We start from the raw sequence: 25,420 nt of genomic DNA on the forward strand, positions 1-25,420 counted from the left end.
CGGAAATTTCCTGGGCATTACCTGGCTGCACACAAAACCAAATGTGGGAGGGGGCTTGCCCCCGATCGCAGTGTGTCAGTCAACAAATCCATAGCTGATACCCCGCTATCGGGGGCAAGCCCCCTCCCACATTTGAATGGATTCAGGCCCGATGGCCTGGGACGCTTGGCAGGTCGTCAGAGCCCGAAAGCAAAGTTGGAAGGCTTCTTGCAATACCGCCTTCAGGACGCCTCACAGCGTCAAAACTTTGCTTCAAGGACACGAGGAATACCGGTGGTAGATCGCTCTCAAATGCTCAGCACGGCCCGTGGCACCCTGACTGACCTGTCGCGGGGCAATCTGGGTGTGCCGTTGTTGTTGCTGGTGATGCTGGCAATGATGATGTTGCCGATGCCGCCGTTCCTGCTCGATGTGTTTTTCACCTTCAACATTGCTTTGTCGGTGGTGGTGCTGCTGGTCTGTGTGTACGCCCTGCGGCCACTGGATTTTGCGGTGTTCCCCACCATCCTGCTGGTGGCGACCCTGCTGCGCCTGGCGCTGAACGTGGCGTCCACCCGCGTGGTGATGCTCCATGGCCAGGACGGTCACGCCGCCGCCGGTAAGGTGATCCAGGCCTTCGGTGAGGTGGTGATCGGCGGTAACTACGTGGTCGGTATCGTGGTGTTCGCGATCCTGATGATTATCAACTTCGTGGTGGTGACCAAGGGTGCCGGGCGGATTTCCGAGGTGAGCGCGCGGTTTACTCTGGATGCGATGCCCGGCAAGCAGATGGCCATCGACGCCGACCTCAATGCCGGCCTGATTGATCAGAACCAGGCCAAGTCACGCCGGGCCGAAGTCGCCCAGGAGGCCGAGTTCTACGGTTCCATGGACGGCGCCAGCAAATTCGTGCGCGGTGATGCCATCGCCGGCCTGTTGATCCTGTTCATCAACCTGATCGGCGGCATGGCCGTGGGGATCTTCCAGCACGGCATGACCTTTGGCGATGCGGGCAAGGTGTACGCCTTGCTGACCATCGGTGACGGTTTAGTGGCGCAATTGCCATCACTGTTGTTATCCACAGCGGCAGCGATCATGGTGACCCGTGCTTCGGGCTCCGAAGACATGGGCAAGCAGATCAGCCGCCAGATGTTCGCATCGCCCAAGGCGCTGGCCGTGGCCGCCGGCATCATGGCCGTCATGGGCATCGTGCCGGGCATGCCTCACGTTTCGTTCCTGAGCATGGCGGCCATGGCCGGCGGCGCGGCCTATCTGTTCTGGAAAAAGCAGAATGCAGTCAAGGTCCAGGCCCAGCAGGAAATCGCACGCCAGCAGGAATTGCTGCCATCCCCGGCCCGCGCCCAGGAAACCAAGGAGTTGGGCTGGGACGACGTGACCCCGATCGACATGATCGGCCTGGAAGTGGGTTACCGCCTGATTCCGCTGGTGGACCGCAACCAGGGCGGCCAGTTGCTGGCGCGGATCAAGGGTGTGCGCAAGAAGTTGTCCCAGGACCTGGGCTTTCTGATGCCCACCGTGCATATCCGCGACAACCTCGACCTGGCCCCCAGCGCTTACCGCCTGACCTTGATGGGCGTGATCCTGGCCGAAGCCGAGATCTACCCGGACCGCGAACTCGCGATCAACCCCGGCCAGGTGTTCGGTACGCTCAACGGCATTACCGCCAAAGATCCGGCTTTCGGCCTGGAGGCGGTGTGGATCGAAGTCAGCCAGCGCAGCCAGGCGCAATCGCTGGGTTACACCGTGGTCGACGCCAGCACCGTGGTCGCCACTCACCTCAATCAGATTCTCTACAAGCACTCCCACGAGCTGATCGGCCACGAGGAAGTCCAGCAATTGATGGGTTTGCTGGCCAAGGCCTCGCCGAAACTGGCCGAAGAGCTGGTGCCGGGCGTGCTGTCGCTGTCGCAGTTGCTCAAGGTGCTGCAGGCCTTGCTCGCCGAACAAGTGCCGGTACGGGACATTCGCAGCATTGCCGAGGCCATCGCCAACAACGCCGCCAAGAGTCAAGATACTGCCGCGCTGGTGGCGGCGGTGCGCGTCGGTTTGTCCCGCGCAATCGTGCAAAGCATTGTAGGCGTTGAGTCTGAGCTGCCTGTTATCACCTTGGAGCCAAGGTTGGAACAGATATTGCTCAATAGTATTCAGAAGGCAGGGCAAGGCCAGGAAGAAGGTGTGTTGCTGGAGCCAAGCATGGCTGAAAAGCTGCAGCGTTCGTTGATCGAAGCCGCGCAGCGCCAGGAGATGCAGGGCCAGCCGGTGATTCTGCTGGTGGCCGGTCCGGTCCGCGCGATGTTGTCGCGCTTTGGACGCCTGGCAGTACCGAATTTGCACGTGTTGGCTTACCAGGAAATTCCTGACAATAAGCAAGTGACTATCGTCGCGACAGTAGGGCCCAACGGCTGAGGGTAGTGGGTTATGCAAGTTAAGCGTTTTTTCGCCGCCGATATGCGTCAGGCCATGAAGTTGGTCCGCGATGAGCTGGGCGCCGATGCCGCGATTATCGGTAACCGTCGTATTGCCGGCGGTGTCGAGCTGACGGCTGCCCTGGATTACACCCCCCAGGCCCTGGCGCCGCGCGTGCCGAACATGGAGCTTGAAGACGAGCTGCGCAAGACCGCTTCGCGCATCGTCTCGGCCCAGGCCGAACTGAGCATGCGCGGCGACAGCGACGCCACCACCAATCGCCAGTTGTTCGCCGGCCTGCCGCTGACCGCTTCCGAGCCGCTGGTGGAACCTACGTTTGTCGAACCGCCGCGTCCCGCCGCGCCAGCCCCGGCCGCCGCGGTCGATCAGCGTGCGTTCGATTCGATGCGCTTTGAACTCAACGGCCTGCGCGAGCTGCTCGAAGTGCAACTTGGCTCTTTGGCCTGGACGCAACTGCAAGGCAGCAAGCCGCAACAGGCCAACCTGTGGCGTCGCCTGCAACGCATCGGCCTCTCCGGCCCGTTGTCCCGCGACCTGCTGGCGCTGACCGCCGAAGTCGAGGAGCCGCGCCAGGCCTGGCGCATGCTGCTGGCGCACCTGGCACGCATGATTGCCACCCCGGAAATCGAACCCCTGGAAGAGGGCGGTGTGATCGCCATGGTCGGCCCCGCCGGCATGGGCAAGACCACCACCCTGGCCAAGCTGGCAGCGCGCTACGTGCTCAAGTACGGCGCGCAAAACATCGCGCTGGTGAGCATGGACAGTTACCGCATCGGCGCCCAGGAACAGCTCAAGACCCTGGGCCGCATCCTCAATGTGCCGGTGACCCATGTCGACCCGGGCCAGTCCCTGGCCAACGCCCTCGACCCGCTGCTGCGCAAGCGCGTGGTGTTGATCGATACCGCCGGCCTGCAAGCCAGCGACCCGGCCCTGCGCATGCAGCTCGAAAGCCTGGCCGGGCGTGGCATCAAGTCAAAAAATTACCTGGTGCTTGCAACCACCAGCCAGAAACAGGTTCTTACCGCTGCCTACCACAGCTATAAACGCTGCGGGCTGGCCGGTTGTATCCTGACCAAACTGGATGAAACTGCCAGCCTGGGCGAAGTGTTGAGCCTGGCAATCAGTCATGAACTACCGGTCGCCTACCTGACCGACGGGCCGCGGATCCCGGATGATTTGCATCTGCCGCGCCGTCATCAGTTGGTCAGCCGTGCTGTCAGCGTGCAAATGCAAGACGAGCCTAGCGAGGAAGCGATGGCCGATATGTTCGCCGACCTTTATCACAACCCGGCAAAGCGGGTGGGATGAGGCAGGATGAACACCGTGAAATGTACCTACATCGATGGCCTGCAAGCGATACACGCGGCCAAGCCATGTAGCCTGCGTCTAAGCAAGACAAGGTAAAGAAATAAAATGGGCAGCATGCATCCCGTACAGGTGATCGCGGTGACCGGCGGCAAAGGTGGCGTCGGCAAAACTAACGTGTCAGTGAATTTGTCCCTGGCCCTGGCAGAGCTTGGCCGTCGCGTCATGCTGCTGGATGCTGACCTGGGCCTGGCCAACGTGGACGTTCTGTTGGGGCTTACCCCCAAACACACGCTGGCCGATGTGATCGAAGGCCGCTGTGAGCTGCGCGATGTGCTGCTGCAGGGGCCCGGTGGGATCCGCATCGTGCCGGCCGCCTCCGGCACCCAGAGCATGGTGCACCTGAGCCCGGCGCAGCACGCCGGCCTGATCCAGGCCTTCAGCGATATCGGCGACAACCTCGACGTGCTGGTGATCGACACCGCCGCCGGGATCGGCGAGTCGGTGGTCAGCTTTGTACGCGCAGCGCAAGAAGTCCTGCTGGTGGTGTGCGACGAACCCACCTCGATCACCGATGCCTACGCCCTGATCAAACTGCTTAACCGTGACTACGGCATGAACCGCTTCCGCGTGCTGGCCAACATGGCCCAGAGCCCGCAGGAAGGGCGCAACCTGTTCGCCAAGTTGACCAAGGTCACGGATCGTTTCCTCGATGTGGCGTTACAATACGTCGGCGCAGTTCCCTATGACGAGTGTGTGCGCAAGGCCGTGCAAAAGCAGCGTGCGGTCTACGAAGCGTTCCCTCGTTCGAAGTGCGCACTGGCGTTCAAGGCCATTGCCCAGAAGGTCGATACCTGGCCGCTGCCTGCCAACCCTCGGGGGCATCTGGAGTTTTTCGTCGAGCGACTGGTGCATCAGACGAGCGCGGGACCTGTGCTATGACATCAAGCGGCTACAACCTTTACAAAAAGTCGGCACGTGACAGCCAGGGCGAATTGATCGAGCGCTATGCGCCCCTGGTCAAGCGTATTGCCTATCACCTGTTGGCGCGCCTGCCCGCCAGCGTGCAGGTGGAAGACCTGATCCAGGCCGGCATGATCGGCCTGCTCGAAGTGTCGACCAAATATGACGCGAGCAAGGGCGCGAGTTTCGAGACGTATGCGGGTATCCGTATCCGTGGCGCGATGCTCGATGAGGTGCGTAAAGGCGACTGGGCGCCGCGTTCGGTACACCGCAATACGCGCATGGTCAGTGACGCAATTCGTGCAATTGAAGCAAAAACCGGTCGTGACGCTAAAGATCATGAAGTTGCGGCCGAACTCCAATTGAGTCTCGACGATTATTACGGGATTTTGAACGATACCTTGGGCAGCCGCCTGTTCAGTTTCGACGACCTGTTGCAGGACGGCGAACACGAAGGGCTGCACGAGGACGGCGCGAGTGCGCATATGGAACCGTCACGGGATCTGGAAGATGAGCGTTTCCAGGGCGCGTTGGCGGACGCCATTGCCAATTTGCCGGAGCGTGAGCGCCTGGTGCTGGCGCTGTACTACGACGAAGAGCTGAACCTCAAGGAAATCGGTGAGGTCCTGGGGGTCAGCGAATCGCGTGTCAGCCAGTTGCATAGCCAGTGCGCGGCCCGCTTGCGGGGGCGGTTGGGAGAGTGGCGCGCGCGCTGACAGGCAGTGTGGGGACACTGCAGATGCTACCGCTAAGGCTTCGGCCTTCGCGGGTTCGCTCCGTGGTGCCCTGGGCAGTCCTTTTTGTGTAACGCCTGTTGATTGAAGTGGCGCGTCCAGGTGCTGGGCGCGTTTAAGACTGCTTGGAGGTCGAATTGGACAAGAACATGAAAATCCTCATCGTTGATGACTTCTCAACGATGCGGCGGATCATAAAAAACCTGTTGCGTGACCTTGGGTTCACTAACACGGTCGAGGCGGATGACGGCATTACGGCGATTCCGATCCTCAACAGCGGCAGCATCGACTTTCTGGTAACCGACTGGAACATGCCGGGCATGACCGGTATCGATTTGCTGCGCCATGTGCGCGCCGATGAAAAACTGCGCAGCCTGCCGGTGTTGATGGTGACCGCCGAAGCCAAGCGTGAACAGATCATCGAAGCCGCCCAAGCCGGGGTCAACGGTTACGTGGTCAAGCCATTCACAGCATTGGCCTTGAAAGAGAAGATCGAAAAAATCTTCGAACGCATCCACGGCTAATGCCATCGCGGGGGAGCTATGGAGCATAAAGAAACGTCACAGGGCGACTTTGAGTCGACCCTGAAAAAGCATGCTCACCAGTTGGTCGACAGCCTGGAAAAAGGCCAGTTCGCCGACGCGGTGCAGTTGATCCATGAGCTTAACCAGACCCGTGACCGCGGCCTGTACCAGGAAGTGGGCAAGCTCACACGCGAGCTGCACAGTGCGATCGTCAATTTCCAGATTGACCCGCGCATGCCCCAGGCCGAAGAGATTTCGCAGATCACCGATGCCACTGAACGCCTGTCCTATGTGGTCAGGCTGACCGAGGCGGCGGCCAACCGCACCATGGACCTGGTGGAAAACGCCACGCCCCTGGTCAACGGCATGGCCAGCGAAGCCCACGCCCTGAGCGTGGACTGGGGCCGTTTCATGCGCCGCGAAGTAGGGGCTGAAGAGTTCCGTGAGCTGGCGCGTCGGGTTGACGGTTTTCTGTCGCGCAGCGAACAGGAAAATCGCACGGTGGCCAGCAACCTCAACGATATTCTGCTGGCCCAGGATTACCAGGACCTCACAGGCCAGGTGATCAAGCGAGTGACCCAACTGGTCACCGAAGTGGAAAGCAACCTGCTCAAACTGGTGCTCATGGCCGGCCAGGTCGACCGTTTTGCCGGCATCGAACATGACCGTGAAGCGATCCTCTCGGAAAAAGATCCACAAAAACATCTCGCCAAGGGTGAAGGTCCGCAGATTCATGCCGATAAACGTGAAGACGTCGTATCCGGTCAAGATGACGTAGACGATTTGCTGTCCAGTTTAGGCTTCTAAGGAGCACCCACATGAGCTTCGGCGCCGATGAAGAAATCCTTCAGGATTTCCTTGTAGAGGCCGGCGAAATTTTAGAGCAACTGTCCGAACAACTGGTCGAGCTGGAAAGCCGCCCGGATGATGCGAACCTGCTCAATGCAATTTTTCGCGGTTTTCACACTGTAAAAGGGGGCGCCGGCTTCCTCCAGCTCCATGAGCTGGTGGAGTGCTGTCACATCGCCGAGAACGTGTTCGACATCCTGCGCAAGGGTGAGCGTCAGGTTGACTCGGAATTGATGGACGTGATTCTCGAAGCACTGGATGCGGTCAACGGCATGTTCAGCGAAGTGCGCGAACGTGCGCCGATCACGGCCGCCACCCCGGAACTGCTGGCCGCCCTGGCGCGCCTGGCCGAACCGGCTGCCGAAGCACCTGCGGTGCAAGCCGAGCCTGAACCGGTGGCGCAAGCCGAGCCGGACGTGACCGACAGCGAGTTCGAGCAACTGCTCGACTCGCTCAATGCGGTCAAGGCTCAAGCTGAAGCGCCGGTTGCGGCTGCGCCGGTCGCCACGCCGACCAGCGAAGACATTACCGACGCCGAATTCGAATCCCTGCTCGACCAGTTGCATGGCAAAGGCCAGTTCGCAGCCGACGCCGTGGCCCCGGCTCCGTCGGATGCCGCGCCCGCTACGCCGGCAGCGCCGGCAGCCAATGCCAGCACCGATATTACCGACGACGAGTTCGAGGCACTGCTCGACCAACTGCATGGCAAAGGCACGTTTGTCGCCGAAGCCTTGCCGCAAGTCGCGGCCACCGCCGCCGCCCCAGCCACCCCAGCCGCCAAGGCTGAACCGGCCGGCGACGGGCTGATCTCCGACCACGAATTCGAAGCGTTGCTCGACGAGTTGCACGGCAAGGGCAAATTCACCGAAGTGGCCCCGGCCGCCGCCGCTCCCGCCGCCGCAGCTGTCGTTACGCCCGCACCGGTTGCCGCCAAGGCCGCAGCGCCGGCTGCCAAGCCCGCGCCTGCAGCGGCTGCGGCGCCAGCCCCGGCGCGTGCTGCCCCGGCGCCGGTCGCGGACAAACCTGCCAGTGAAGCCGAAACCACCGTGCGCGTAGACACCGCGCGCCTGGACGACATCATGAACATGGTCGGCGAACTGGTACTGGTGCGTAACCGCCTGGTGCGCCTGGGTTTGAACAGTGGCGACGAAGCCATGCAGAAGGCCGTGTCGAACCTCGACGTGGTCACCGCCGATCTGCAGACCGCCGTGATGAAAACGCGGATGCAGCCGATCAAGAAAGTCTTCGGGCGCTTTCCGCGGCTGGTTCGCGATCTGGCGCGCCAGCTCAAGAAAGAAATCAACCTGGAACTGGTGGGTGAAGAAACCGACCTCGACAAAAACCTCGTCGAGGCCCTGGCCGACCCGCTGGTCCACTTGGTGCGCAACGCCGTCGACCACGGCGTGGAAACCCCGGAAGAACGCGAAGCCTCGGGCAAGTCACGCAACGGCAAGGTGATCCTGGCGGCGGAGCAGGAGGGCGACCACATCCTGCTGTCGATTACCGATGACGGCAAAGGCATGGACCCGGCCATCTTGCGCAATATCGCGGTCAAGCGCGGCGTGATGGACAAGGACGCCGCCGACCGCCTGACCGACACCGAGTGCTACAACCTGATCTTCGCGCCGGGTTTCTCGACCAAGACCGAGATTTCCGACGTGTCCGGCCGTGGCGTCGGCATGGACGTGGTGAAGACCAAGATCAGCCAGCTCAACGGCTCGATCAATATCTACTCGACCAAGGGCCAGGGCTCCAAGATCGTCATCAAGGTGCCGTTGACCCTGGCGATCATGCCGACCCTGATGGTGATGCTGGGCAACCAGGCGTTCGCCTTCCCGCTGGTCAACGTCAACGAGATCTTCCACCTCGACCTGTCGCGCACCAACGTGGTGGACGGCCAGGAAGTGGTGATCGTGCGCGACAAGGCCTTGCCGCTGTTCTACCTCAAACGCTGGCTGGTGGCCTCGGCCAAGCATGAAGAGCAGCGCGAGGGCCATGTGGTGATTCTCTCGGTGGGCACCCAGCGCATCGGCTTTGTGGTCGATCAACTGGTGGGCCAGGAAGAAGTGGTGATCAAGCCTTTGGGCAAGATGCTGCAGGGCACCCCGGGCATGTCGGGTGCCACCATCACCGGTGACGGTCGCATCGCGCTGATTCTCGATGTTCCGAGCATGCTCAAGCGTTACGCCGCACGGCGTATTTGATTCTGGCGGGGCAGGGCGCGAGTGCCCGCCCCGTCTAACGGAGTGTTTATGGCAGTCAAGGTCCTGGTGGTGGACGATTCGGGTTTCTTCCGCCGCCGCGTCTCGGAGATTCTTTCCGCCGATCCAACGATCCAGGTAGTCGGCACGGCCACCAACGGCAAAGAGGCGATCGATCAAGCCATTGCGTTGAAGCCGGACGTGATCACCATGGACTACGAAATGCCGATGATGGATGGCATCACGGCCGTGCGTCATATCATGCAACGTTGCCCGACACCGGTGTTGATGTTCTCCTCGCTGACCCACGAAGGCGCCCGGGTTACCCTGGATGCGCTGGATGCCGGCGCGGTGGACTTCCTGCCGAAGAATTTCGAAGACATCTCGCGCAACCCCGAGAAGGTCAAGCAGATGCTGTGCGAGAAAGTGCACAGCATTTCGCGCAGTAACCGCCGCAGCCTGTTCAGCGCACCTGCCCCTGCCTCTGCGCCGACGCCTGCACCCGCACCTGCAGCGGCGCCAGCGTCGTCGTTCAGCCGCGCCGCGCCGGCACCGGCAGCGCGTCCCGCGCCGGCAGCCCCCAGTCGTGCCGCGGCATCGAGCACCCATTCGCCCGCGCCCAAGCGCAAGGCCTACAAGCTGGTCGCTATCGGTACGTCCACCGGCGGGCCGGTCGCCTTGCAGCGTGTATTGACCCAACTGCCGGCCAACTTCCCGGCGCCGATCGTGCTGGTGCAACACATGCCCGCCGCCTTCACCAAGGCCTTCGCCGAGCGTCTGGACAAGCTGTGCCGCATCAGCGTCAAGGAAGCCGAGGACGGCGACATCCTGCGCCCTGGCCTGGCGCTGCTGGCCCCGGGTGGCAAGCAGATGATGGTGGACGGCCGTGGTGCGATCAAGATCCTGCCAGGCGACGAGCGCCTGAACTACAAGCCGTGCGTGGACATTACCTTCGGTTCGGCGGCCAAGTCCTATGGCGACAAAGTTCTGGCGGTGGTGCTCACCGGCATGGGCGCCGACGGCCGTGAAGGCGCGCGCCTGCTCAAGCAGGGCGGCAGCGCCATCTGGGCCCAGGACGAAGCCAGCTGTGTGATCTATGGCATGCCCATGGCCATCGTCAAGGCCGACCTGGCTGACGCGGTCTACAGCCTGGACGACATCGGCAAGCATCTGGTGGAGGCCTGCCTCTGATGGATGTCTTGAGCCTGATCGGCATCACCCTGGCGTTTGTCGCGATCATCGGCGGCAACTACCTGGAAGGCGGCCACCTCGGCGCCCTGGCCAACGGCCCGGCGGCGCTGATCGTGATCGGCGGCACCGTGGGCGCGGCGTTGCTGCAGTCGCCGCTGAACTCGTTCAAGCGCGCCATGCAGATTCTGGTCTGGATTATTTTCCCGCCACGGGTCGACATGCCGGGCGGCATCGACCGCGTGGTCAACTGGAGCCTCACCGCCCGCAAGGAAGGCTTGCTGGGCCTGGAAGGCGTGGCCGATGCCGAGCCCGACAGCTACGCCCGCAAGGGCTTGCAACTGCTGGTGGACGGCGCCGAGCCGGAAGCGATCCGCAGCATCCTCGAGGTGGATTTCTACACCCAGGAAAGCCGTGACATCAATGCGGCCAAAGTGTTTGAAAGCATGGGCGGCTACGCGCCGACCATCGGCATCATCGGCGCGGTGATGGGCCTGATCCACGTGATGGGCAACCTGGCCGACCCTTCGCAACTGGGCAGCGGCATTGCCGTGGCGTTTGTCGCCACCATCTATGGCGTGGCGAGCGCCAACCTGGTGCTGCTGCCGGTGGCGAGCAAGCTCAAGTCGATTGCCATGCGCCAGTCCCGCTACCGCGAAATGCTGCTCGAAGGCATCCTGTCGATTGCCGAGGGCGAAAACCCGCGCTCCATCGAACTGAAGCTCCAGGGCTTCACGGATTGATGGGTATGAACCCTGTAGGAGCGAGCTTGCTCGCGAAAATCGTCAACGATAGCGCGTGCATCCTGGATGAGCGCGTTGTCCTTGCGTGTCTCGCGAGCAAGCTCGCTTCTACAGTTGCGTCGGTTTGTGGAGGGGAGTGCCTGTGAGCCGTCGCCGTCGCGAGCCTGAAGAACACGTCAACCATGAACGCTGGCTGGTGTCGTACGCGGACTTCATCACCTTGCTGTTTGCGTTTTTCGTGGTGATGTATTCGATCTCGTCGATCAACGAAGGCAAGTACAAGATCATTTCCCAGGCACTGGTCGGGGTGTTCAACGATTCCGAGCGTGCGCTCAAGCCGATTCCCATTGGCGAAGAGCGGCCTAGGACGGTGACCCCGGCCAAGCCACTGGTCAACGACAGCGATGAGACTGCCGCCGGCATCGGCGGCACCAGCGACCCGCTCAAAAGCATCGCCGACGATATCAGCGCCGCGTTCGGTGACCTGATCAAGTCCAACCAGATGACCGTGCGCGGCAATGAGCTGTGGGTGGAGATCGAGCTCAATTCCAGCCTGTTGTTCGCCAGTGCCGATGCGCTGCCAAGCGACCAGGCCTTCACCATCATCGACAAGGTGGCGGCGATCCTCAGGCCGTTTGAAAACCCGATCCACGTCGAAGGCTTTACCGACAACGTGCCGATCAGCACCGCGCAGTACCCGACCAACTGGGAACTGTCCTCGGCGCGCGCGGCAAGCATCGTGCGCATGCTCGCGATGCAGGGGGTCAACCCCCAGCGCCTGGCGTCGGTGGGCTACGGTGAATTCCAGCCGGTGGCCAATAACGCCACGGCCGAAGGCCGCGGGCGCAACCGGCGCGTGGTGCTGGTGGTGTCACGTAACCTGGATGTACGCCGCAGCCTGACCGGCACCGGCACGGCGAATGCAACACCGGATGCGGCATTGAGGCGTGCTGGCACACAAACTGCACCGGCCCCTGCAAAGCCGCCGGTGCGGACAAGCTCCGTCAATTCTCCGTCACCGGCTCAATAACCCATGCAATGTCTCGGTCGCGCCTGTGCCCGCCGGGAGGAATCAACCGAATGAGAGTCTGGGCAGTTGCCAATCAAAAGGGTGGAGTCGGCAAGACCACCACTTCCATCGCTTTAGCCGGCTTGCTGGCCGAGGCGGGCAAGCGTGTGGTCGTGGTCGACCTCGACCCCCACGGCTCCATGACCAGTTATTTCGGCTACGACCCGGATGCGCTGGAACACAGTTGCTACGACCTGTTCCTGCACAAGGGCAGCGTGCCGAGCGACCTGCCCGGGCAACTGCTGCTGCCCACCAGCAATGACAGTATTTCGCTGTTGCCGTCCAGCACCGCCCTGGCCACCCTCGAGCGCCAGTCGCCGGGCCAGAGCGGCCTGGGCCTGGTGATCGCCAAGACCCTGGCGCAACTGTGGCAGGACTTCGATTACGCGATCATCGACAGCCCGCCGTTGCTCGGCGTGCTGATGGTCAATGCCTTGGCGGCCAGCCAGCAGTTGGTGATCCCGGTGCAGACCGAGCACCTGGCCGTCAAAGGCCTGGAGCGCATGGTCAGCACCCTGGCGATGATCAACCGTTCGCGCAAACAGGCGCTGCCGTTCAGCATCGTGCCGACCTTGTTCGACCGGCGTACCCAGGCGTCCCTCGGCACCCTGCGCGTGCTGCGCGATGGCTACCCGGACAGCATCTGGAATGGCTACATCCCGGTGGACACGCGCCTGCGCGACGCCAGCCGCGCGGGGCTTACGCCGTCGCAGTTCGACGGCAAGAGCCGTGGCGTACTGGCTTACAGGGCGTTGCTCAAGCACCTGCTGTCCCAGCAGCTTGTGGCGCAGGTGGCGTGATGAACCGTCCCGTTCAATTCAAGACCCGCCCGCAACTGGCACTGGAATCCTACCTGGATGCCTTGCTGCAGGACGCCACTGCCGAAGAACTGCCGGAACCGCTCCTGATGCCGGAGCCGGAGCCGGTCGTCGAGCCTGAAGCTGCGCTGGATGAGTTCCAGTTGGCGGTGCTCGAGGAGCAGGCCCGCGACGCCCTGATCGAGGCGGTGCCCGTGGTGCTGCCGACCACGCCTGAAGGGGTGGCGCCGGTGGTGGTCGAGCCGATCGTGCAAGTGCACCTGCCGCCGAGCATCACGCCGCCACCGGTGACTGGTGATGGTCGCCCGTCCTGGGCCGCCGAGCCGTTCGAATGCCTGTTGTTCGATGTGGCCGGCCTGACCCTGGCGGTGCCGCTGGTGTGCCTGGGCTCGATCTATTCCCTGGAAGGCCAGGAACTGACGCCACTGTTCGGGCAGCCGGAGTGGTTTCTCGGCATCCTGCCCAGCCAGGCCGGCAATCTCAAGGTGCTGGACACGGCGCGCTGGGTAATGCCCGACCGCTACCGTGACGACTTTCAACAGGGCCTGCAGTACGTGATCTCCGTGCAGGGTTACGAGTGGGGGCTGGCGGTGCATCAAGTCAGCCGCTCGTTGCGCCTGGACCCGAACGAAATCAAATGGCGCAGCCACCGTGGCCAACGGCCGTGGTTGGCGGGCACCGTGATTGAACACATGTGCGCATTGCTCGACGTCGCCGAACTGGCCGAGTTGATCGCCAGTGGCGCGGTCAAGACGATGGCGCAGAACAAACGCAGTTGATTGGACAATAGAAGGTCGTGCGGTTGCGCGGCCCATTAGCACACACGCCGTCGATAGCGGCATTTGAGGGGTCAGAAAGATGAACAAGTCAGCGTCCGCACAAGGTTTGGATGATCCGATCCTGCAATGGGTGACCTTCAAACTGGACAACGAGTCCTACGGCATTAACGTGATGCGCGTGCAGGAAGTGCTGCGCTACACCGAGATCGCCCCGGTACCGGGTGCACCGAGCTACGTGCTGGGCATCATCAACCTGCGCGGCAACGTGGTGACGGTGATTGATACCCGCCAGCGCTTCGGCCTGGCGCCGACCGATGTCAACGACAACACACGCATCGTCATCATCGAAGCCGACAAGCAAGTGGTCGGGATCATGGTCGACAGCGTCGCCGAAGTGGTCTACCTGCGTCAGTCGGAAGTGGAAACCGCGCCGAACGTGGGCAACGAAGAATCCGCCAAGTTTATCCAGGGCGTGTGCAACAAGAACAACGAGCTGTTGATTCTGGTTGAGCTGGACAAAATGATGAGCGAAGAAGAATGGTCGGAACTGGAGAGTATCTGATTGTTCCTTGAGGCGGCGGTGATTGTCCTGGCCCTGTTGTGGGCCGGGACCTTGACATTCCTGCTGCGCTACATGCGCCAGCAACGCGAGTTGGCCCTGCAACAGGCCGAGCGTGATGTGGTGCGTGACCGGCGCATTCTGGAGCTGGTCAAACGCGTCGATCATTTCCAGCAGACTGCGGTGCGGGTAGGCGACGAGGTGCATGAACTGCGCGCGATTCTCGGGCCGTTGCCGGATAAGTTGGTGCAGTTGGAACAGCGCGATCCTTCGAACCTGTCGTTCGCCCAGGCGGCCAAGCTGGTGGGCATGGGCGCGACGGTGGATGAATTGACCCAGTCCTGCGGCCTGACCCAGGCCGAAGCGCAGTTGATGAGCAAGTTGCACAAGAACTGAGCACTGCTCGGTTCAATTGTGGGGGCTTGAACTGGCAGTCGGCGACGATCTGACGGCTGCCTTCGGTCCAGTGTGGGAGGGGGCTTGCCCCCGATAGCGGTGGGTCAGTTATCGATGTATTCACTGTTGCTCCCTTATCGGGGGCAAGCCCCCTCCCACAGGGTGATCTGCGTACATCAGTCAATTTTCTCCCGTCACAGACTTTTCCACTTCCCCAAGGGTCAACATCCTGCAAGCACTTTGACTCAGGAGATACCCCCAAATGACCACCCCCAAAGCCCTGTTGATCCTCCACGGCAAACAAGCCCTCAACGAGGACGTGCGCAGCGCCGTGCAGAGACGGCGGGAGCTGGGCTGGGAACTGGCGGTGCGAGTGACGTGGGAGGGCGGCGATGCCCAGCGCCTGGTCAACGAGGCGCTGGAGAGTGGGTATACCCATATCATCGCCGGCGGTGGCGACGGCACCTTGCGCGATGTGGCTGAAGCCATGGCGCAAGCCAGCACCGACGCCAGCCTGGTGTTGATGCCCCTGGGCACCGCCAACGACTTCGCCAAGGCTGCCGGTGTGCCGCTGGAACCGGCCGGCGCCCTGGCGTTGCTGGATGTCGAGCCAAGGGCAATCGACCTCGGCCAGGTCGGCGGGCAGATCTTCCTGAACATGGCCACCGGCGGTTTCGGCAGCCAGGTTACCGCCAACACCTCCGAAGACCTGAAGAAAGTCCTCGGCGGTGCTGCTTACCTGTTCACCGGGTTGTCGCGCTTCAGTGAATTGAAGGCCGCGTACGGTGAACTGGAAGGCCCCGATTTCCATTGGAAAGGCGAGTTGCTCGCGCTGGGCATCGGCAATGGCCGCCAGGCCGGCGGCGGGCATGTGCTGTGCCCGGGGGCGCTGGCCGATGACGGGTTGCTTGACGTCAGCATCCTGCCGGCGCCCCAGGAAGTGGTGGGGACCTTGCGCGAATTGATGAGCAACGGTTGGGGCCTGGACACCATGTTCGTGCGCGCCCGCCTGCCATGGGTCAATATCAAGGGCGCGCAAGGCTTGTACATCAACCTCGATGGTGAGCCGCTGGAAGGCGACGATCTGCATTTCGAGGCCTTGCCCAAGGCCCTGCGAGTGCACCTGCCGCTGGGTTCGCCCCTAGTCGTCCAGGCTGATGATCTGCTCGCGCACCGCGAATAACACCAGGCCCGCCACGTCGAAAATCTGCAGACGCTTCATGATCTGCGAGCGATGCGCTTCCACGGTCTTGATGCTTAAACCCAGGCCGTGGGCGATTTCCCGGGTGGACTTGCCGCGCACGATCAAGCGCAGGATTTCCAGCTGTCGCGTTGTCAGGTTGTGGCTGTGGGGGACGGGCGAAGCCGGGCCCTGGCTGCGGATCAGCGCCTGGTTGATCACCGTGTGGGCGATGGCCGGGCTCAGGTAGCGTTCGTTGTTGCGCAACGCCCGCAGGGCGTGTTCCAACTCGTTGCCTGTCATGTCTTTGAGCAGGTAACCGTGAGCGCCCGACTCCAGTGCGCGCATGATCAAGTCGGGCTCGGTGTGCATCGACAGGATCAGCACCTTGCTCTTGGGGTAGGCCCCCTTGAGTTGCTGCAGGGCATCAAGGCCACCGGTGTGTTTCATCGACAGGTCCAGCAGCACAATGTCCGGCTGCAGGGCGCGGAACTGCTCGAGCAATTGCGCACCATCGCTGGCTTCGCCGATCACGTTGTAGCCGGGAATATCCAGGATCAACGCACGAACGCCGGCGCGAATCAGCGCGTGGTCGTCCACCAGGAGCAGGTTGCAAGTCACCGCGCAACCTCAGGCGCGCTGGCCCGGTCGAGGTCGCGAGGCGCCCAGGGGAACAATGCGTCGATCCGCGTCCCTTTGCCTGGCCGGCTGCTGACGCACAAGGTGCCTCCCAGGTGGTCCATCCGCTCGTACATGCCGGCCATGCCGCGCTGGCCTTCGAGGCCTGGGTCGGTGGCCGGCGAAAAGCCCAGGCCGTCATCGCAGATCATCAGCGACAGGCCTTCGGGCAGGCGTTGCAGGCGCACCAGCAGGTTGTGCGCCTGGGCGTGACGGAGCATGTTGGTCACCGCTTCCTGGGTGATACGAAAAGCCGCCACGGCCATTTCTTCAGGGATTCCGGCCAGGTGTTGCCGGCATTCCAGGCTCCAGCACACCTCGGTTTTTTCCAGGGTCTTGAGCAGGTGCGCGCGCAAGCTCGCTTCCAGGCCCAGGCTGGCCAGCTGGCGCGGGTTGAGGATGGCGGACACGTCGCGCACCTTGGCCAGGGTTTCGTTGAGGGTATTGCACAGCGCCGTGCATTGATCCTGCAGCTCTGGCGGCAGGCGACGCTGCAGCCATTCGCTTTGCAGCTTGGCGGCGGTCAGCAGTTGGCCGATGTCGTCGTGCAGCTCGCGGCTGAGGCGATGCCGTTCGTTTTCCTGCACCTGCAGCAGGCGATCGGCCAATTCCTGGGGATGGAACTTGATGGATTTGCGCGAACGCCATTGGTGCAGGCCCACCACCGCCAGCGTGGCCAGGTTGAGCAGCAGGATCAATAGCGACAAGGGTGACGCGTGTACGTACGCCCAGGCGCTGGCAGACAACGAACACAGGCACAGAGCGAGGATGATGCGGCGTGCAGTGCTGCGCGACACAGACCTTGAGAAAAGTGGCTTGAGATTGGCGTACATAACGGATGAAGCCACTGAGGGTTCGCTGCGGGGAGACCGGTTGGCCGGGCTCTGTTTGGAATACGCTGCCGGATCGTGTTTAAACATGATGAAGTTGAGTCACTTCGAGCGGGGCATAGTACCACCCCTGTTACCGTTGGTCGCCTGATTGGTTTATGGCCCGCGCAAATACTCTGGGGGGTAATCCCAGAGTTAGAAAGTAAAGTTGTATTATTAAAGTTGGTTTGTATAGTTATCGCGTTGATGGCGAATGGATATTTACTCGTGCTTCGCCATTATCGGTCGTTTTTGGATATGTCGATTATTGAATACGACAGGTATAAGGCTCAAGCCCCGCGATGCAACGGTTGCTGCCGCTCTTGATTGAAATCCTTTTGCGGAATCTGCAAGGTCACTGTCGCGATCAACGCTGTCTGCTCACTCTCGTCCAGGGGCAGCTCACCGGTGCGCGTGTCGATCAGCTCCAGTTGCCAGGCCAGCAGCGTCAGGCAGTCATGCAACGCATCCAATGCCTGGTCATGCAGTTGCATGGGGTTCCGGGCGTTGGCAATGAGCGCTTGAAGGCGCCGTGAGAAATCGCTGATCGCTTGCAACGACAGGCTGTCGGCCTTTTCAGCCAGTTTGGCCAGGCTGGTTTTCATGCCGTCGATGGCGTCGTTGTCATCGCGGATCAAATGTAGATGGGTCAGGCACTCTTGGGACTTGGCCAGCAGCTTTTCGGCCTCCAGCAGAAACTCGGGAAGTGCCGTTCGCTGTGCGTTCGCGCTATTCATCGTGCATGTCTCCGCAACTCAAGCTCGGTTGATGAGATATCGCACCGGGTGAATGGCTTAAAGCTAGCGCTGAAATAGGATTGAGGCTTGTAGGCAGCTTCCGATATTTGCGTAGGACGTTTATTGAAATGCCCACGAAAGTCGTGCGTAACCCCAGCTGAGCGGGATGACACGACTTCAGTTGCCGATACGTGAGTGCCTGGGCGGCCGGCGGGCCTAGGGCTTGGGGTGGCAAACAAAAGCCTGACTCCATTCATGCAATGAGAATGGCGTCACATTAATGGCTATTAGATATCGCGAATATCAGGTCGGGCCTGATTGCGTATAGGGGAATCCCCTATGCAGTGGAACCGCATGTCGATTCGAGTGTCGCGCAACAGCGCAACACTGCCCAGGAGGGGTAGGTGAAGTAAAGCATGATGTCAGTATGACATCAATGCATTTACGTGGCATTTTACCGGGGTCAAGGTCTGGCGTTTGGCGCCGATAACTTGCGTATATGAACTGCGCACTTTCACAACTGCATTCTCTCAGCGCGAAACCCACCTGCACACCAGGAGCTCTTAATGGCCGGCATTCTCGACACGGTAGATCAACGCACGCAATTGGTGGGTGAGAATCGCCTGGAAATTCTCATGTTCCGCCTGTTCGGGCGGCAGCTGTTCGCGATCAACGTGTTCAAGGTGCAGGAAGTCCTGCAACTGCCCAAGCTGACCCTGATGCCCCAGCGTCACCCCTTCGTGTGTGGGGTGGTCAACCTGCGCGGCCAGACCCTGCCGGTGATCGACCTGTCCCAGGCCATCGGCATGCGCCCGCTGGTGCCCGGGCCCAACAGCACCATCATCGTCACCGAGTACAACCGCTCGGTGCAGGCGTTCCTGGTAGGGGGCGTCGACCGCATCGTCAACATGAACTGGGAAGCCATCCTGCCGCCGCCGGCCAGCGCCGGGCGCCAGCATTACCTCACCGCCATCAGCAAGGTCGATGACCAGCTGGTGGAAATCATCGATGTGGAAAAAGTCCTCGCTGAAATCGTGCCCTACAACGCCAAGGTCTCGCGGGAAAAACTCGAAGACCCGGTGCTGGAGCGTGCCCGTGGCCGCGAAGTGCTGCTGGTGGACGACTCCAACGTGGCGCTCTCGCAATTGCGTGACACCCTCGGCCAGTTGGGCGTGAAGATGCACATCGCCAGCGATGGCCTCAAGGCGCTGAACATGCTCAAGGCCTGGGCCGACAGCGGCCAGGTGATGACCGACAAGCTGCTGATGATCTTCACCGACGCCGAAATGCCCGAGATGGATGGCTACCGCCTCACCACCGAAATCCGCAACGACCCGCGCCTGCGTGGCCTTTACGTGGTGCTGCACACCTCGCTGTCGGGCAGCTTCAACGAGTCGATGGTGAAGAAGGTCGGCTGCGACAATTTCCTCTCCAAATTCCAGCCCGACAAGCTGGTCGATGTGGTGCGTGAACGACTGATGCTGGACGAAGTGCCCGCCTGACTTTAGGGTGTGACACTTTGTTCCCCAGGAAAGCAGGCTCATGCTCCGTCTCAGCGCGTTGTACCGTTACCCCTTGAAGTCCGGCAAGGCCGAGGCCCTGCAGCAGATTGGCCTGGACAAGCTCGGGCTGGAAGGGGATCGACGCTGGATGCTGGTGGACGAAGCCAGCGGGCGATTCCTCACGCAACGCGCCGTGGCAGCGATGAGTCAGTTGACTGCCCTGTGGAACACGGCGGGCGGCCTGACCCTCAGTTCGCCGGGGTATGGGACGTTGGACGTGGCACTGCCCGGCGCCGATGTGTTACGCGGTGTGACCATCTGGCATGACACCCTGCGCGTACCGGACGCAGGCGATGCAGCGGCGGCCTGGGTCAGCGCCTTCATCGGTAAACCGACGCGCCTGGTGCATATGCCCATGGATCGCGCTCGCTTCACCCAGCATGGTTTCGGCGAGGATGGCGATCAGGTGGGCTTTGCCGACGGTTACCCCTTGCTGCTGATCGGCCAGGCTTCGCTGGACGATGTGTGCACCCACATCGGCCGGCCGATGGACATGCTGCGCTTTCGCCCCAACCTGGTCATTGAAGGCGCCGAGGCTTTCGCCGAGGACGGTTGGAAACGTTTGCGCATCGGCGCTGTGGAGTTTCGCGTGGTCAAGCCCTGCTCACGTTGCATCCTCACCACCATCGACCCGCAGACCGGCGAGCGCAGCCCGGACCGCGAGCCGTTCGCGACCCTTCAGGCCTATCGCAGCACCGAGCAGGGCGCGATGTTCGGCCAGAATCTGGTCAACGATGGGGTTGGGCAGCTGGAAGTCGGTATGCCGGTGACGGTACTGGAATGAAAAATGCCCGTCTCGCAGGAGACGGGCATTTTTTTGCACCGGTTGGCATTCAGCCGCGGTATTCGCACAGGTATGCGGTGTCTACGGCGACCTTCAACTGGAACTTGCTGTTGGCCGGCACGTTGAACTGGCTGCCGGCAGCGAAGGTTTCCCACTCGGCATCAGGCAGTTTGACGATCAGGGCGCCGGAAACCACGTGCATGATTTCACGCTGGGCGGTGCCGAATTCGTACTCACCCGGGGCCATGACGCCGATGGTGGCCGGACCTTCCTCGGTGCCGAAAGCGATCGACTTGACGGTGCCGTCGAAGTATTCGTTGACTTTGAACATGGGTGAATCCTCGGAAAAAGGGTCAGAGATTACGCCAACCGCTGTAGGAGCGAGCTTGCTCGCGAATAACCTGAGAGCACCCCGTTGAACCAGATGCGCTACGTTATCGCTGGCGATCTTCGCGAGCAAGCTCGCTCCTGCAGGTGGGCAGCATCAGGCAAAAAGGTTGATCAGTATGCCCAAGCGTTTCAGAGCTGCCTAGACCGGCAAAATCAACGGCAGCAGGCGTGCCGTGTTGCGTGCATCTTCCAGGGCCCGATGCTGTTGGCCAGCGAACTGCATCCCCGCCAATTGCAGCGCGCCATTGAGCCCCAGGGGCTTGTCCAGGCGCCGGGCCTTGGCGAAACGCTGCTTGAGGTTGACATGGGGCGTCTGGCCGAGCGCACTGGCCAGGCCATGGCGTTGCCATTCCAGTTCAAGCTGCACGCGATCGTAATCGCCCCAGCTGGCCCAGCCTTCCAGACGGGGCTGATGCTGGCCCAGCCAGCGTTCGAACAGCGGCCACACCTCGGTGATGGGCGCTGCCGCGTCGATGTTGGCCTGGGTAATATGGGTCAATTGGCGGCAAAAGGGCGTCAGCAGTGGCCGCCGCAGCGGTCGCACGAAGCGCTGGAAGTGATCCAGCTCGCGGCCCTGGCGGTTGACCAGGCTCGCGCCGATTTCGATGACTTCCATCTCCGTCACGGGCCAGCCGCCGTCATCCGTTGTGGCTTCAAGGTCAATAATCAGCCAATGAGGCATGCGCAGGTTCCCGTACTGTTCCTGTCCTGATGGGGATAGAGCGTAGCCGGGCCATGTAGTTCCGCCCAGGGGCTTATTCAATCTCCAGCAGAACCTGACGATTGCGCACTTGATCGCCGGTCACCACCTGCACGCCCTTGACAACGCCGTCGATGCCGGCCTTCAGCGGGTGTTCCATTTTCATCGCTTCGAGCACCAGCAAGAGCTGGCCTTTGGTGACGATGTCGCCGACGCTGACCTGTATGTCGACGACAGCGCCATCCATCGGCGCCTTGACCGTGCCGCTGCCGGCATCGACCTGGCGGTTGGCGACCTCGTGGGTGCGGTTCGTCACTTTCATGCCGGGTAACCACAGTTGGGTATCGTCAAGGCAGTAGGCGATACGCCGGCGGATGCCATCGAGCACCAGGGTGACCCAGCGGCCGTCGATGCTGAGTGGCAGTGCCTCTGCGCGCACCTTGTGGATTTGGCCATTGACCTCAAGGTTATAGGTGCACGGGACATGTGCGCTGTTGCGCCAGCCTGCCACGCCCTGGCGATGCTGGTCGGCGCTGTGTCGGTAAAACAGCGTGGCGGCCAGGGTGAGCTGTTCCTTTGACGGCACCCACGGCGGTATGTCGCCGAAATGTTCCGGGATAAATGCGGTGCTGAAAGCGCCCGCGATGAAACTCGGATGCTTGAGCACATCAGCCAACAGTCGCTGATTGGTGGTGACGCCGAGTAACACTGTATCTTCCACCGCCCGCAGCAATTTGCGCCGCGCCTCTTCGCGGCTTGCGCCGTGCGCGATGATCTTGCCCAGCATCGGGTCGTAGAACGGGCCGATGGTTTCGCCTTCGCTCAGTCCATGGTCGATGCGCACGCCTGGGGCAGGTTCCCAGCGCATCAGTTCACCGGTTTGGGGCAGGAAGCCCTGGGTCGGGTCTTCGGCGTACAGGCGCACTTCCATGGCGTGACCGCTGAGCGTCACCTCAGCCTGTGTCAGCGGCAGGGGCTGGCCGGCGGCGATTTGCAGCTGCCAGTCGACCAGGTCAAGCCCCGTGATCAGTTCGGTGACCGGGTGCTCGACTTGCAGGCGGGTGTTCATTTCCAGGAAGTAAAACCGGCCGTTGCCGTCGAGCAGGAATTCCACCGTACCGGCGCCGACGTAGTTCACCGCGCGGCCCGCCTTGAGTGCGGCGTCGCCCATGGCCTGGCGCAGTGCCGGGGTCATGACCGGGCAGGGCGCTTCTTCGATGACTTTTTGATGGCGCCGCTGGAGGGAGCAATCGCGTTCGCCCAGATAAATCAGGTGGCCGTGGCTGTCGCCGAACAGTTGGATTTCAACGTGGCGTGGATCGATCAGCGCCTGTTCGAGGATCAGTTCGTCGCTGCCGAAGGCGTTCAGCGCTTCGGAGCGCGCCGTGCGCAGTTGCTCCAGCACGTGGTCCGAGTGCTGCACCAGGCGCATGCCACGCCCGCCGCCACCGGCGCTGGCCTTGATCATCAGGGGGTAGCCGATGCGGTTGGCTTCGGTGTGCAGGGTCGCGTCGTCCTGGGCGCTGCCCTGGTAACCGGCGATGCAGGGAACGCCGGCCTGGAGCATGGCGAGTTTGGACAGGCGCTTGCTGCCCATCAGTTCGATGGCGTCGGGGCTGGGGCCGATGAAGGTGATCCCGGCGTTCAGGCAGGCCCTGGCGAACTCGGAATTTTCCGAGAGGAAACCGTAGCCGGGGTGGATGGCGTCGGCGCCGGTGCGTTGGGCGGCGTCGAGGAGGGCGGCTATGTTCAGGTAGGACTGTTGTACGGGGGCGGGGCCGATGTTCACGGCCTCGTCGGCCATGCGCACGTGCAGGGCGTGGGTGTCGGCGTCGCTGTACACGGCGACGGTGCGGTAGCCCAATGCCTGGGCGGCGCGTTGGATGCGGCAGGCGATTTCGCCGCGGTTGGCGATCAGGATTTTTGTGAAGGCGGGCATTGGTTTATCCCTTGCTGATGGGTGTCTGGTCCGGCCTCATCGGGGGCAAGCTCCATCCCACATTGGAATGCATTCCCCTGTGGGAGGGGCTTGCCCCCGATGGCGTCATTTGCACCACCGAGGCTTACGCTTGTGCACAAACGCCTGCGTCCCCTCAATCCCTTCCTCGCTCATCAGCGCCTCGGCAAACCAGTGCGCGCCACGGTCCAGCACGGCCTCAAGCGGCTCATCCACGCTCGCCAGCAACAAGGCTTTTGTCCGTCCATTCGCCCCCGGCGCGCACTGCAGCACTTGCCCCAATACGTCATCCAGGCGCTCGGCCAGCGCCTGCGCATCGTGCTCGACAAAATGCACCACCCCCAACCGTCCCGCTTCAACCCCATCAAACCGCGCCGCCGTCAGCGCCAGGCGCCGGGCCTGGGTCAAACCGATGCGCTTGACCACAAACGGCGCAATCTGCGCCGGCAGCAAGCCCAGGCGGGTCTCAGGCAAGCCGAACTGTGCCTTAGCGTCGGCCAGCGCAATATCGCTGACACACGCCAAGCCAAATCCACCGCCCAGCACCGCGCCTTGCAGTACTGCAACCACCACCTGCGGCAACGCCTCGACTTCCTGCAGCAAGGTGCCGAACGCCCGGTTCAACGCCTGCAACTGATCGCCCGCGCTTGCCAGGTCCTTTACGTCGGCCCCCGCGCAAAAGTGCCCGCCCGCACCGCTGAACACCACGACGCGTATCTCGCTGCCCAATCGGGCCATGGCCTGGCGCAGCTCATTGACCATCTCCAGGCTCATCGCATTGCGACATTCAGGGCGGTTGAGTGTGATGTGCAGCACACCGTTATGGGGTTCCAGCAACAGGGTATTCATGACTTTTTCCCGGGCAGGGTGCCCATCAGTTTGCAGAGGATGCCCAGCATGATTTCATCGGCACCGCCGCCGATCGATACCAGGCGCACGTCGCGATAAGCGCGGGCCACCGGGTTGTCCCACATGAAGCCCATACCGCCCCAATATTGCAGGCAGCTGTCGCTGACCTCGCGGCCCAGGCGGCCGGCCTTGAGCTTGGCCATGGAGGCCAGGCGCGTCACGTCCTGGCCGTTGATGTACTGCTCGGTGGCCTGGTAGACCAGCGCGCGCAGGCATTCGATTTCGGTCGCCAGTTCAGCCAGGCGAAAGTGGATCACCTGGTTATCGATCAGCGCCTTGCCAAAGGTGTGGCGTTCCCTGCAGTAGTCGATGGTGCTGTCGATGCAGTACTCCAGGCCTTTGAGCATATTGGCCGCGCCGAACAGGCGTTCTTCCTGGAACTGCAGCATCTGCATCATGAAGCCCGCGCCTTCCTGGCCGATGCGGTTGCGCTGCGGCACGCGCACGTCGTCAAAGAACACCTGGGCGGTCTCGGAGCTGTGCATGCCGAGCTTTTCCAGGGGCGGGCTGACGCTGATGCCAGGGGTGTTCATGGGCACCATGATCAGCGACTTGTTGACGTGCGGTTTGTCGTCGCAAGTGTTGGCCAGCAGGCAGATAAAGTCGGCACTGGGCGAGTTGGTGATCCACATTTTGCTGCCGTTGATCACGTAGTCGGCGCCGTCCTTGCGTGCATGGGTCTTGAGCCCGGCCACGTCGGAACCGGCGCCGGTTTCCGACACGCCGATGCAACCGACCTGCTCGCCGCTGATGGCCGGGCGCAGGAATTCGTCGCGTAGCTCGTCCGAGCCGAAGCGGGCGAGGGCCGGGGTGCACATATCGGTCTGCACGCCGATGGACATGGGGATGCCGCCGCAGCGGATGCTGCCGAACGCTTCGGCGGCGACAATCGAGTAGCTGTAGTCCAGGCCCATGCCGCCGAACTGCTGCGGTTTGGAAATGCCCAGCAGGCCGAGGTCGCCGGCCTTGCGGAAGATGTCGTGGATGGGGAAGCGCCCGGCTTTTTCCCAGGCGTCCACGAACGGGTTGATTTCGCGGTCGACGAAGGCGTGGACGGTGCGGCGCAATTCCTGGTGTTCCTGGGTGAAGATCATTTTTA

The 25,420-nt window shown here is 62.1% G+C and carries 25 protein-coding genes; 17 read left to right on the forward strand and 8 right to left on the reverse strand.

The window, feature by feature from the left end:
- The first annotated feature begins 291 nt into the window (after positions 1-291).
- The 15 genes from flhA to yegS all read left to right on the forward strand — a co-directional run bounded on the left by flhA (position 292) and on the right by yegS (position 15,738).
- Positions 292-2,406, forward strand: coding sequence for a flagellar biosynthesis protein FlhA (gene flhA / locus CIB54_RS02930; protein WP_101218506.1), 2,115 nt, complete (start codon positions 292-294; stop codon positions 2,404-2,406).
- 12 nt (positions 2,407-2,418) lie between these two features.
- Positions 2,419-3,735, forward strand: coding sequence for a flagellar biosynthesis GTPase FlhF (flhF, locus tag CIB54_RS02935; protein ID WP_101218508.1), 1,317 nt, complete (start codon positions 2,419-2,421; stop codon positions 3,733-3,735).
- Between the two features lie 105 nt (positions 3,736-3,840).
- The gene (fleN, locus tag CIB54_RS02940; protein ID WP_003192912.1) at positions 3,841-4,674 is read left to right on the forward strand and encodes a flagellar synthesis regulator FleN; all 834 of its coding nucleotides are present in this window, start codon (positions 3,841-3,843) and stop codon (positions 4,672-4,674) included.
- Positions 4,671-5,411 carry an RNA polymerase sigma factor FliA gene (fliA, locus tag CIB54_RS02945; RefSeq protein WP_065884564.1) on the forward strand — a complete coding sequence of 247 codons (741 nt, stop codon included), beginning with the start codon at positions 4,671-4,673 and terminating at the stop codon, positions 5,409-5,411. The genes fleN and fliA overlap by 4 nt, the downstream gene beginning before the upstream one ends.
- A 167-nt stretch (positions 5,412-5,578) precedes the next feature.
- Positions 5,579-5,953, forward strand: a complete 375-nt coding sequence (locus tag CIB54_RS02950; RefSeq protein ID WP_015885173.1) for a chemotaxis response regulator CheY — start codon at positions 5,579-5,581, stop codon at positions 5,951-5,953.
- Between the two features lie 18 nt (positions 5,954-5,971).
- Entirely contained in the window at positions 5,972-6,760 is a 789-nt protein-coding gene (locus CIB54_RS02955; RefSeq protein WP_065949663.1) for a protein phosphatase CheZ, read from the forward strand.
- 11 nt (positions 6,761-6,771) lie between these two features.
- Complete coding sequence (locus CIB54_RS02960) at positions 6,772-9,006, forward strand: chemotaxis protein CheA (RefSeq protein ID WP_101218510.1); 2,235 nt, start codon at positions 6,772-6,774, stop codon at positions 9,004-9,006.
- A 48-nt stretch (positions 9,007-9,054) separates the two neighbouring features.
- The gene (locus tag CIB54_RS02965) at positions 9,055-10,194 is read left to right on the forward strand and encodes a protein-glutamate methylesterase/protein-glutamine glutaminase (RefSeq protein ID WP_101218512.1); all 1,140 of its coding nucleotides are present in this window, start codon (positions 9,055-9,057) and stop codon (positions 10,192-10,194) included.
- Positions 10,194-10,934 (forward strand): flagellar motor protein, encoded by a 741-nt coding sequence (locus tag CIB54_RS02970; protein WP_065949886.1) that lies wholly within the window; start codon positions 10,194-10,196, stop codon positions 10,932-10,934. Before CIB54_RS02965 ends, CIB54_RS02970 begins: the two co-directional genes overlap by 1 nt.
- 142 nt (positions 10,935-11,076) lie before the next feature.
- Entirely contained in the window at positions 11,077-11,964 is an 888-nt protein-coding gene (gene motD / locus CIB54_RS02975) for a flagellar motor protein MotD (RefSeq protein WP_065933782.1), read from the forward strand.
- 50 nt (positions 11,965-12,014) lie between these two features.
- On the forward strand, positions 12,015-12,803 hold the full coding sequence (locus CIB54_RS02980; RefSeq protein ID WP_101218514.1) for a ParA family protein: 789 nt from the start codon (positions 12,015-12,017) through the stop codon (positions 12,801-12,803).
- Entirely contained in the window at positions 12,803-13,600 is a 798-nt protein-coding gene (locus CIB54_RS02985) for a CheW domain-containing protein (RefSeq protein ID WP_101218516.1), read from the forward strand. The genes CIB54_RS02980 and CIB54_RS02985 overlap by 1 nt, the downstream gene beginning before the upstream one ends.
- Before the next feature lie 79 nt (positions 13,601-13,679).
- Complete coding sequence (locus tag CIB54_RS02990) at positions 13,680-14,162, forward strand: chemotaxis protein CheW (protein WP_057721368.1); 483 nt, start codon at positions 13,680-13,682, stop codon at positions 14,160-14,162.
- Positions 14,163-14,555: a DUF2802 domain-containing protein gene (locus CIB54_RS02995; RefSeq protein WP_065949889.1), complete on the forward strand. Its 393-nt coding sequence runs from the start codon at positions 14,163-14,165 to the stop codon at positions 14,553-14,555. It begins immediately after the preceding gene.
- Between the two features lie 262 nt (positions 14,556-14,817).
- Positions 14,818-15,738, forward strand: a complete 921-nt coding sequence (gene yegS / locus CIB54_RS03000; RefSeq protein ID WP_065949890.1) for a lipid kinase YegS — start codon at positions 14,818-14,820, stop codon at positions 15,736-15,738.
- Here the strand turns inward: yegS and CIB54_RS03005 are convergent.
- The 3 genes from CIB54_RS03005 to CIB54_RS03015 form a co-directional block, all read right to left on the reverse strand.
- Positions 15,697-16,356, reverse strand: coding sequence for a response regulator transcription factor (locus tag CIB54_RS03005; protein ID WP_065949891.1), 660 nt, complete (start codon positions 16,354-16,356; stop codon positions 15,697-15,699). The two genes, yegS and CIB54_RS03005, sit on opposite strands and share 42 nt — an antisense overlap.
- Entirely contained in the window at positions 16,353-17,246 is an 894-nt protein-coding gene (locus tag CIB54_RS03010; protein ID WP_065949892.1) for a sensor histidine kinase, read from the reverse strand. Before CIB54_RS03010 ends, CIB54_RS03005 begins: the two co-directional genes overlap by 4 nt.
- A 326-nt stretch (positions 17,247-17,572) precedes the next feature.
- A complete protein-coding gene (locus CIB54_RS03015) occupies positions 17,573-18,019 on the reverse strand; it encodes a hypothetical protein (RefSeq protein ID WP_101218518.1) in 447 nt (148 codons plus the stop codon).
- Between the two features lie 566 nt (positions 18,020-18,585).
- Between CIB54_RS03015 and CIB54_RS03020 the strand changes: the two genes are divergently transcribed.
- Together CIB54_RS03020 and CIB54_RS03025 are read left to right on the forward strand one after the other, a co-directional pair.
- Complete coding sequence (locus CIB54_RS03020) at positions 18,586-19,521, forward strand: chemotaxis protein CheV (RefSeq protein ID WP_065888359.1); 936 nt, start codon at positions 18,586-18,588, stop codon at positions 19,519-19,521.
- A gap of 40 nt (positions 19,522-19,561) precedes the next feature.
- Positions 19,562-20,365 (forward strand): MOSC domain-containing protein, encoded by an 804-nt coding sequence (locus CIB54_RS03025; protein WP_065949894.1) that lies wholly within the window; start codon positions 19,562-19,564, stop codon positions 20,363-20,365.
- 49 nt (positions 20,366-20,414) lie between these two features.
- On the opposite strand, the gene CIB54_RS03030 is transcribed toward CIB54_RS03025, so the two are convergent.
- The 5 genes from CIB54_RS03030 to atuD form a co-directional block, all read right to left on the reverse strand.
- Positions 20,415-20,696, reverse strand: a complete 282-nt coding sequence (locus CIB54_RS03030) for a pyrimidine/purine nucleoside phosphorylase (protein WP_065949895.1) — start codon at positions 20,694-20,696, stop codon at positions 20,415-20,417.
- A 198-nt stretch (positions 20,697-20,894) separates the two neighbouring features.
- Positions 20,895-21,437 carry a 3'-5' exonuclease gene (locus tag CIB54_RS03035; RefSeq protein WP_065949896.1) on the reverse strand — a complete coding sequence of 181 codons (543 nt, stop codon included), beginning with the start codon at positions 21,435-21,437 and terminating at the stop codon, positions 20,895-20,897.
- A gap of 73 nt (positions 21,438-21,510) precedes the next feature.
- Entirely contained in the window at positions 21,511-23,394 is a 1,884-nt protein-coding gene (locus CIB54_RS03040) for an acetyl-CoA carboxylase biotin carboxylase subunit (protein ID WP_101218520.1), read from the reverse strand.
- A gap of 105 nt (positions 23,395-23,499) precedes the next feature.
- On the reverse strand, positions 23,500-24,261 hold the full coding sequence (locus CIB54_RS03045; RefSeq protein WP_065949898.1) for an enoyl-CoA hydratase/isomerase family protein: 762 nt from the start codon (positions 24,259-24,261) through the stop codon (positions 23,500-23,502).
- Positions 24,258-25,415, reverse strand: a complete 1,158-nt coding sequence (atuD, locus tag CIB54_RS03050) for a citronellyl-CoA dehydrogenase (RefSeq protein WP_101218522.1) — start codon at positions 25,413-25,415, stop codon at positions 24,258-24,260. The genes CIB54_RS03045 and atuD overlap by 4 nt, the downstream gene beginning before the upstream one ends.
- Positions 25,416-25,420 lie beyond the last annotated feature (5 nt).

This window comes from Pseudomonas fluorescens (genome assembly GCF_002837185.1).
Classification (GTDB): Bacteria; Pseudomonadota; Gammaproteobacteria; order Pseudomonadales; family Pseudomonadaceae; genus Aquipseudomonas; species Aquipseudomonas fluorescens_AM.

Bases quoted from the DNA above. Each gene is read 5' to 3' on its own strand.
- CIB54_RS03045 (WP_065949898.1), bottom strand. From the start codon at position 24,261: ATGAATACCCTGTTGCTGGAACCCCATAACGGTGTGCTGCACATCACA.
- CIB54_RS02950 (WP_015885173.1), top strand. From the start codon at position 5,579: ATGAAAATCCTCATCGTTGATGACTTCTCAACGATGCGGCGGATCATA.
- CIB54_RS02980 (WP_101218514.1), top strand. From the start codon at position 12,015: ATGAGAGTCTGGGCAGTTGCCAATCAAAAGGGTGGAGTCGGCAAGACC.
- atuD (WP_101218522.1), bottom strand. From the start codon at position 25,415: ATGATCTTCACCCAGGAACACCAGGAATTGCGCCGCACCGTCCACGCC.
- yegS (WP_065949890.1), top strand. From the start codon at position 14,818: ATGACCACCCCCAAAGCCCTGTTGATCCTCCACGGCAAACAAGCCCTC.
- flhA (WP_101218506.1), top strand. From the start codon at position 292: ATGCTCAGCACGGCCCGTGGCACCCTGACTGACCTGTCGCGGGGCAAT.
- CIB54_RS03025 (WP_065949894.1), top strand. From the start codon at position 19,562: ATGCTCCGTCTCAGCGCGTTGTACCGTTACCCCTTGAAGTCCGGCAAG.
- CIB54_RS02970 (WP_065949886.1), top strand. From the start codon at position 10,194: ATGGATGTCTTGAGCCTGATCGGCATCACCCTGGCGTTTGTCGCGATC.
- fliA (WP_065884564.1), top strand. From the start codon at position 4,671: ATGACATCAAGCGGCTACAACCTTTACAAAAAGTCGGCACGTGACAGC.
- CIB54_RS03010 (WP_065949892.1), bottom strand. From the start codon at position 17,246: ATGTACGCCAATCTCAAGCCACTTTTCTCAAGGTCTGTGTCGCGCAGC.
- CIB54_RS02985 (WP_101218516.1), top strand. From the start codon at position 12,803: ATGAACCGTCCCGTTCAATTCAAGACCCGCCCGCAACTGGCACTGGAA.
- CIB54_RS03035 (WP_065949896.1), bottom strand. From the start codon at position 21,437: ATGCCTCATTGGCTGATTATTGACCTTGAAGCCACAACGGATGACGGC.
- CIB54_RS02960 (WP_101218510.1), top strand. From the start codon at position 6,772: ATGAGCTTCGGCGCCGATGAAGAAATCCTTCAGGATTTCCTTGTAGAG.
- CIB54_RS03030 (WP_065949895.1), bottom strand. From the start codon at position 20,696: ATGTTCAAAGTCAACGAATACTTCGACGGCACCGTCAAGTCGATCGCT.
- CIB54_RS02955 (WP_065949663.1), top strand. From the start codon at position 5,972: ATGGAGCATAAAGAAACGTCACAGGGCGACTTTGAGTCGACCCTGAAA.
- CIB54_RS03020 (WP_065888359.1), top strand. From the start codon at position 18,586: ATGGCCGGCATTCTCGACACGGTAGATCAACGCACGCAATTGGTGGGT.
- CIB54_RS02990 (WP_057721368.1), top strand. From the start codon at position 13,680: ATGAACAAGTCAGCGTCCGCACAAGGTTTGGATGATCCGATCCTGCAA.
- CIB54_RS03040 (WP_101218520.1), bottom strand. From the start codon at position 23,394: ATGCCCGCCTTCACAAAAATCCTGATCGCCAACCGCGGCGAAATCGCC.
- CIB54_RS02965 (WP_101218512.1), top strand. From the start codon at position 9,055: ATGGCAGTCAAGGTCCTGGTGGTGGACGATTCGGGTTTCTTCCGCCGC.
- CIB54_RS03015 (WP_101218518.1), bottom strand. From the start codon at position 18,019: ATGAATAGCGCGAACGCACAGCGAACGGCACTTCCCGAGTTTCTGCTG.
- fleN (WP_003192912.1), top strand. From the start codon at position 3,841: ATGGGCAGCATGCATCCCGTACAGGTGATCGCGGTGACCGGCGGCAAA.
- flhF (WP_101218508.1), top strand. From the start codon at position 2,419: ATGCAAGTTAAGCGTTTTTTCGCCGCCGATATGCGTCAGGCCATGAAG.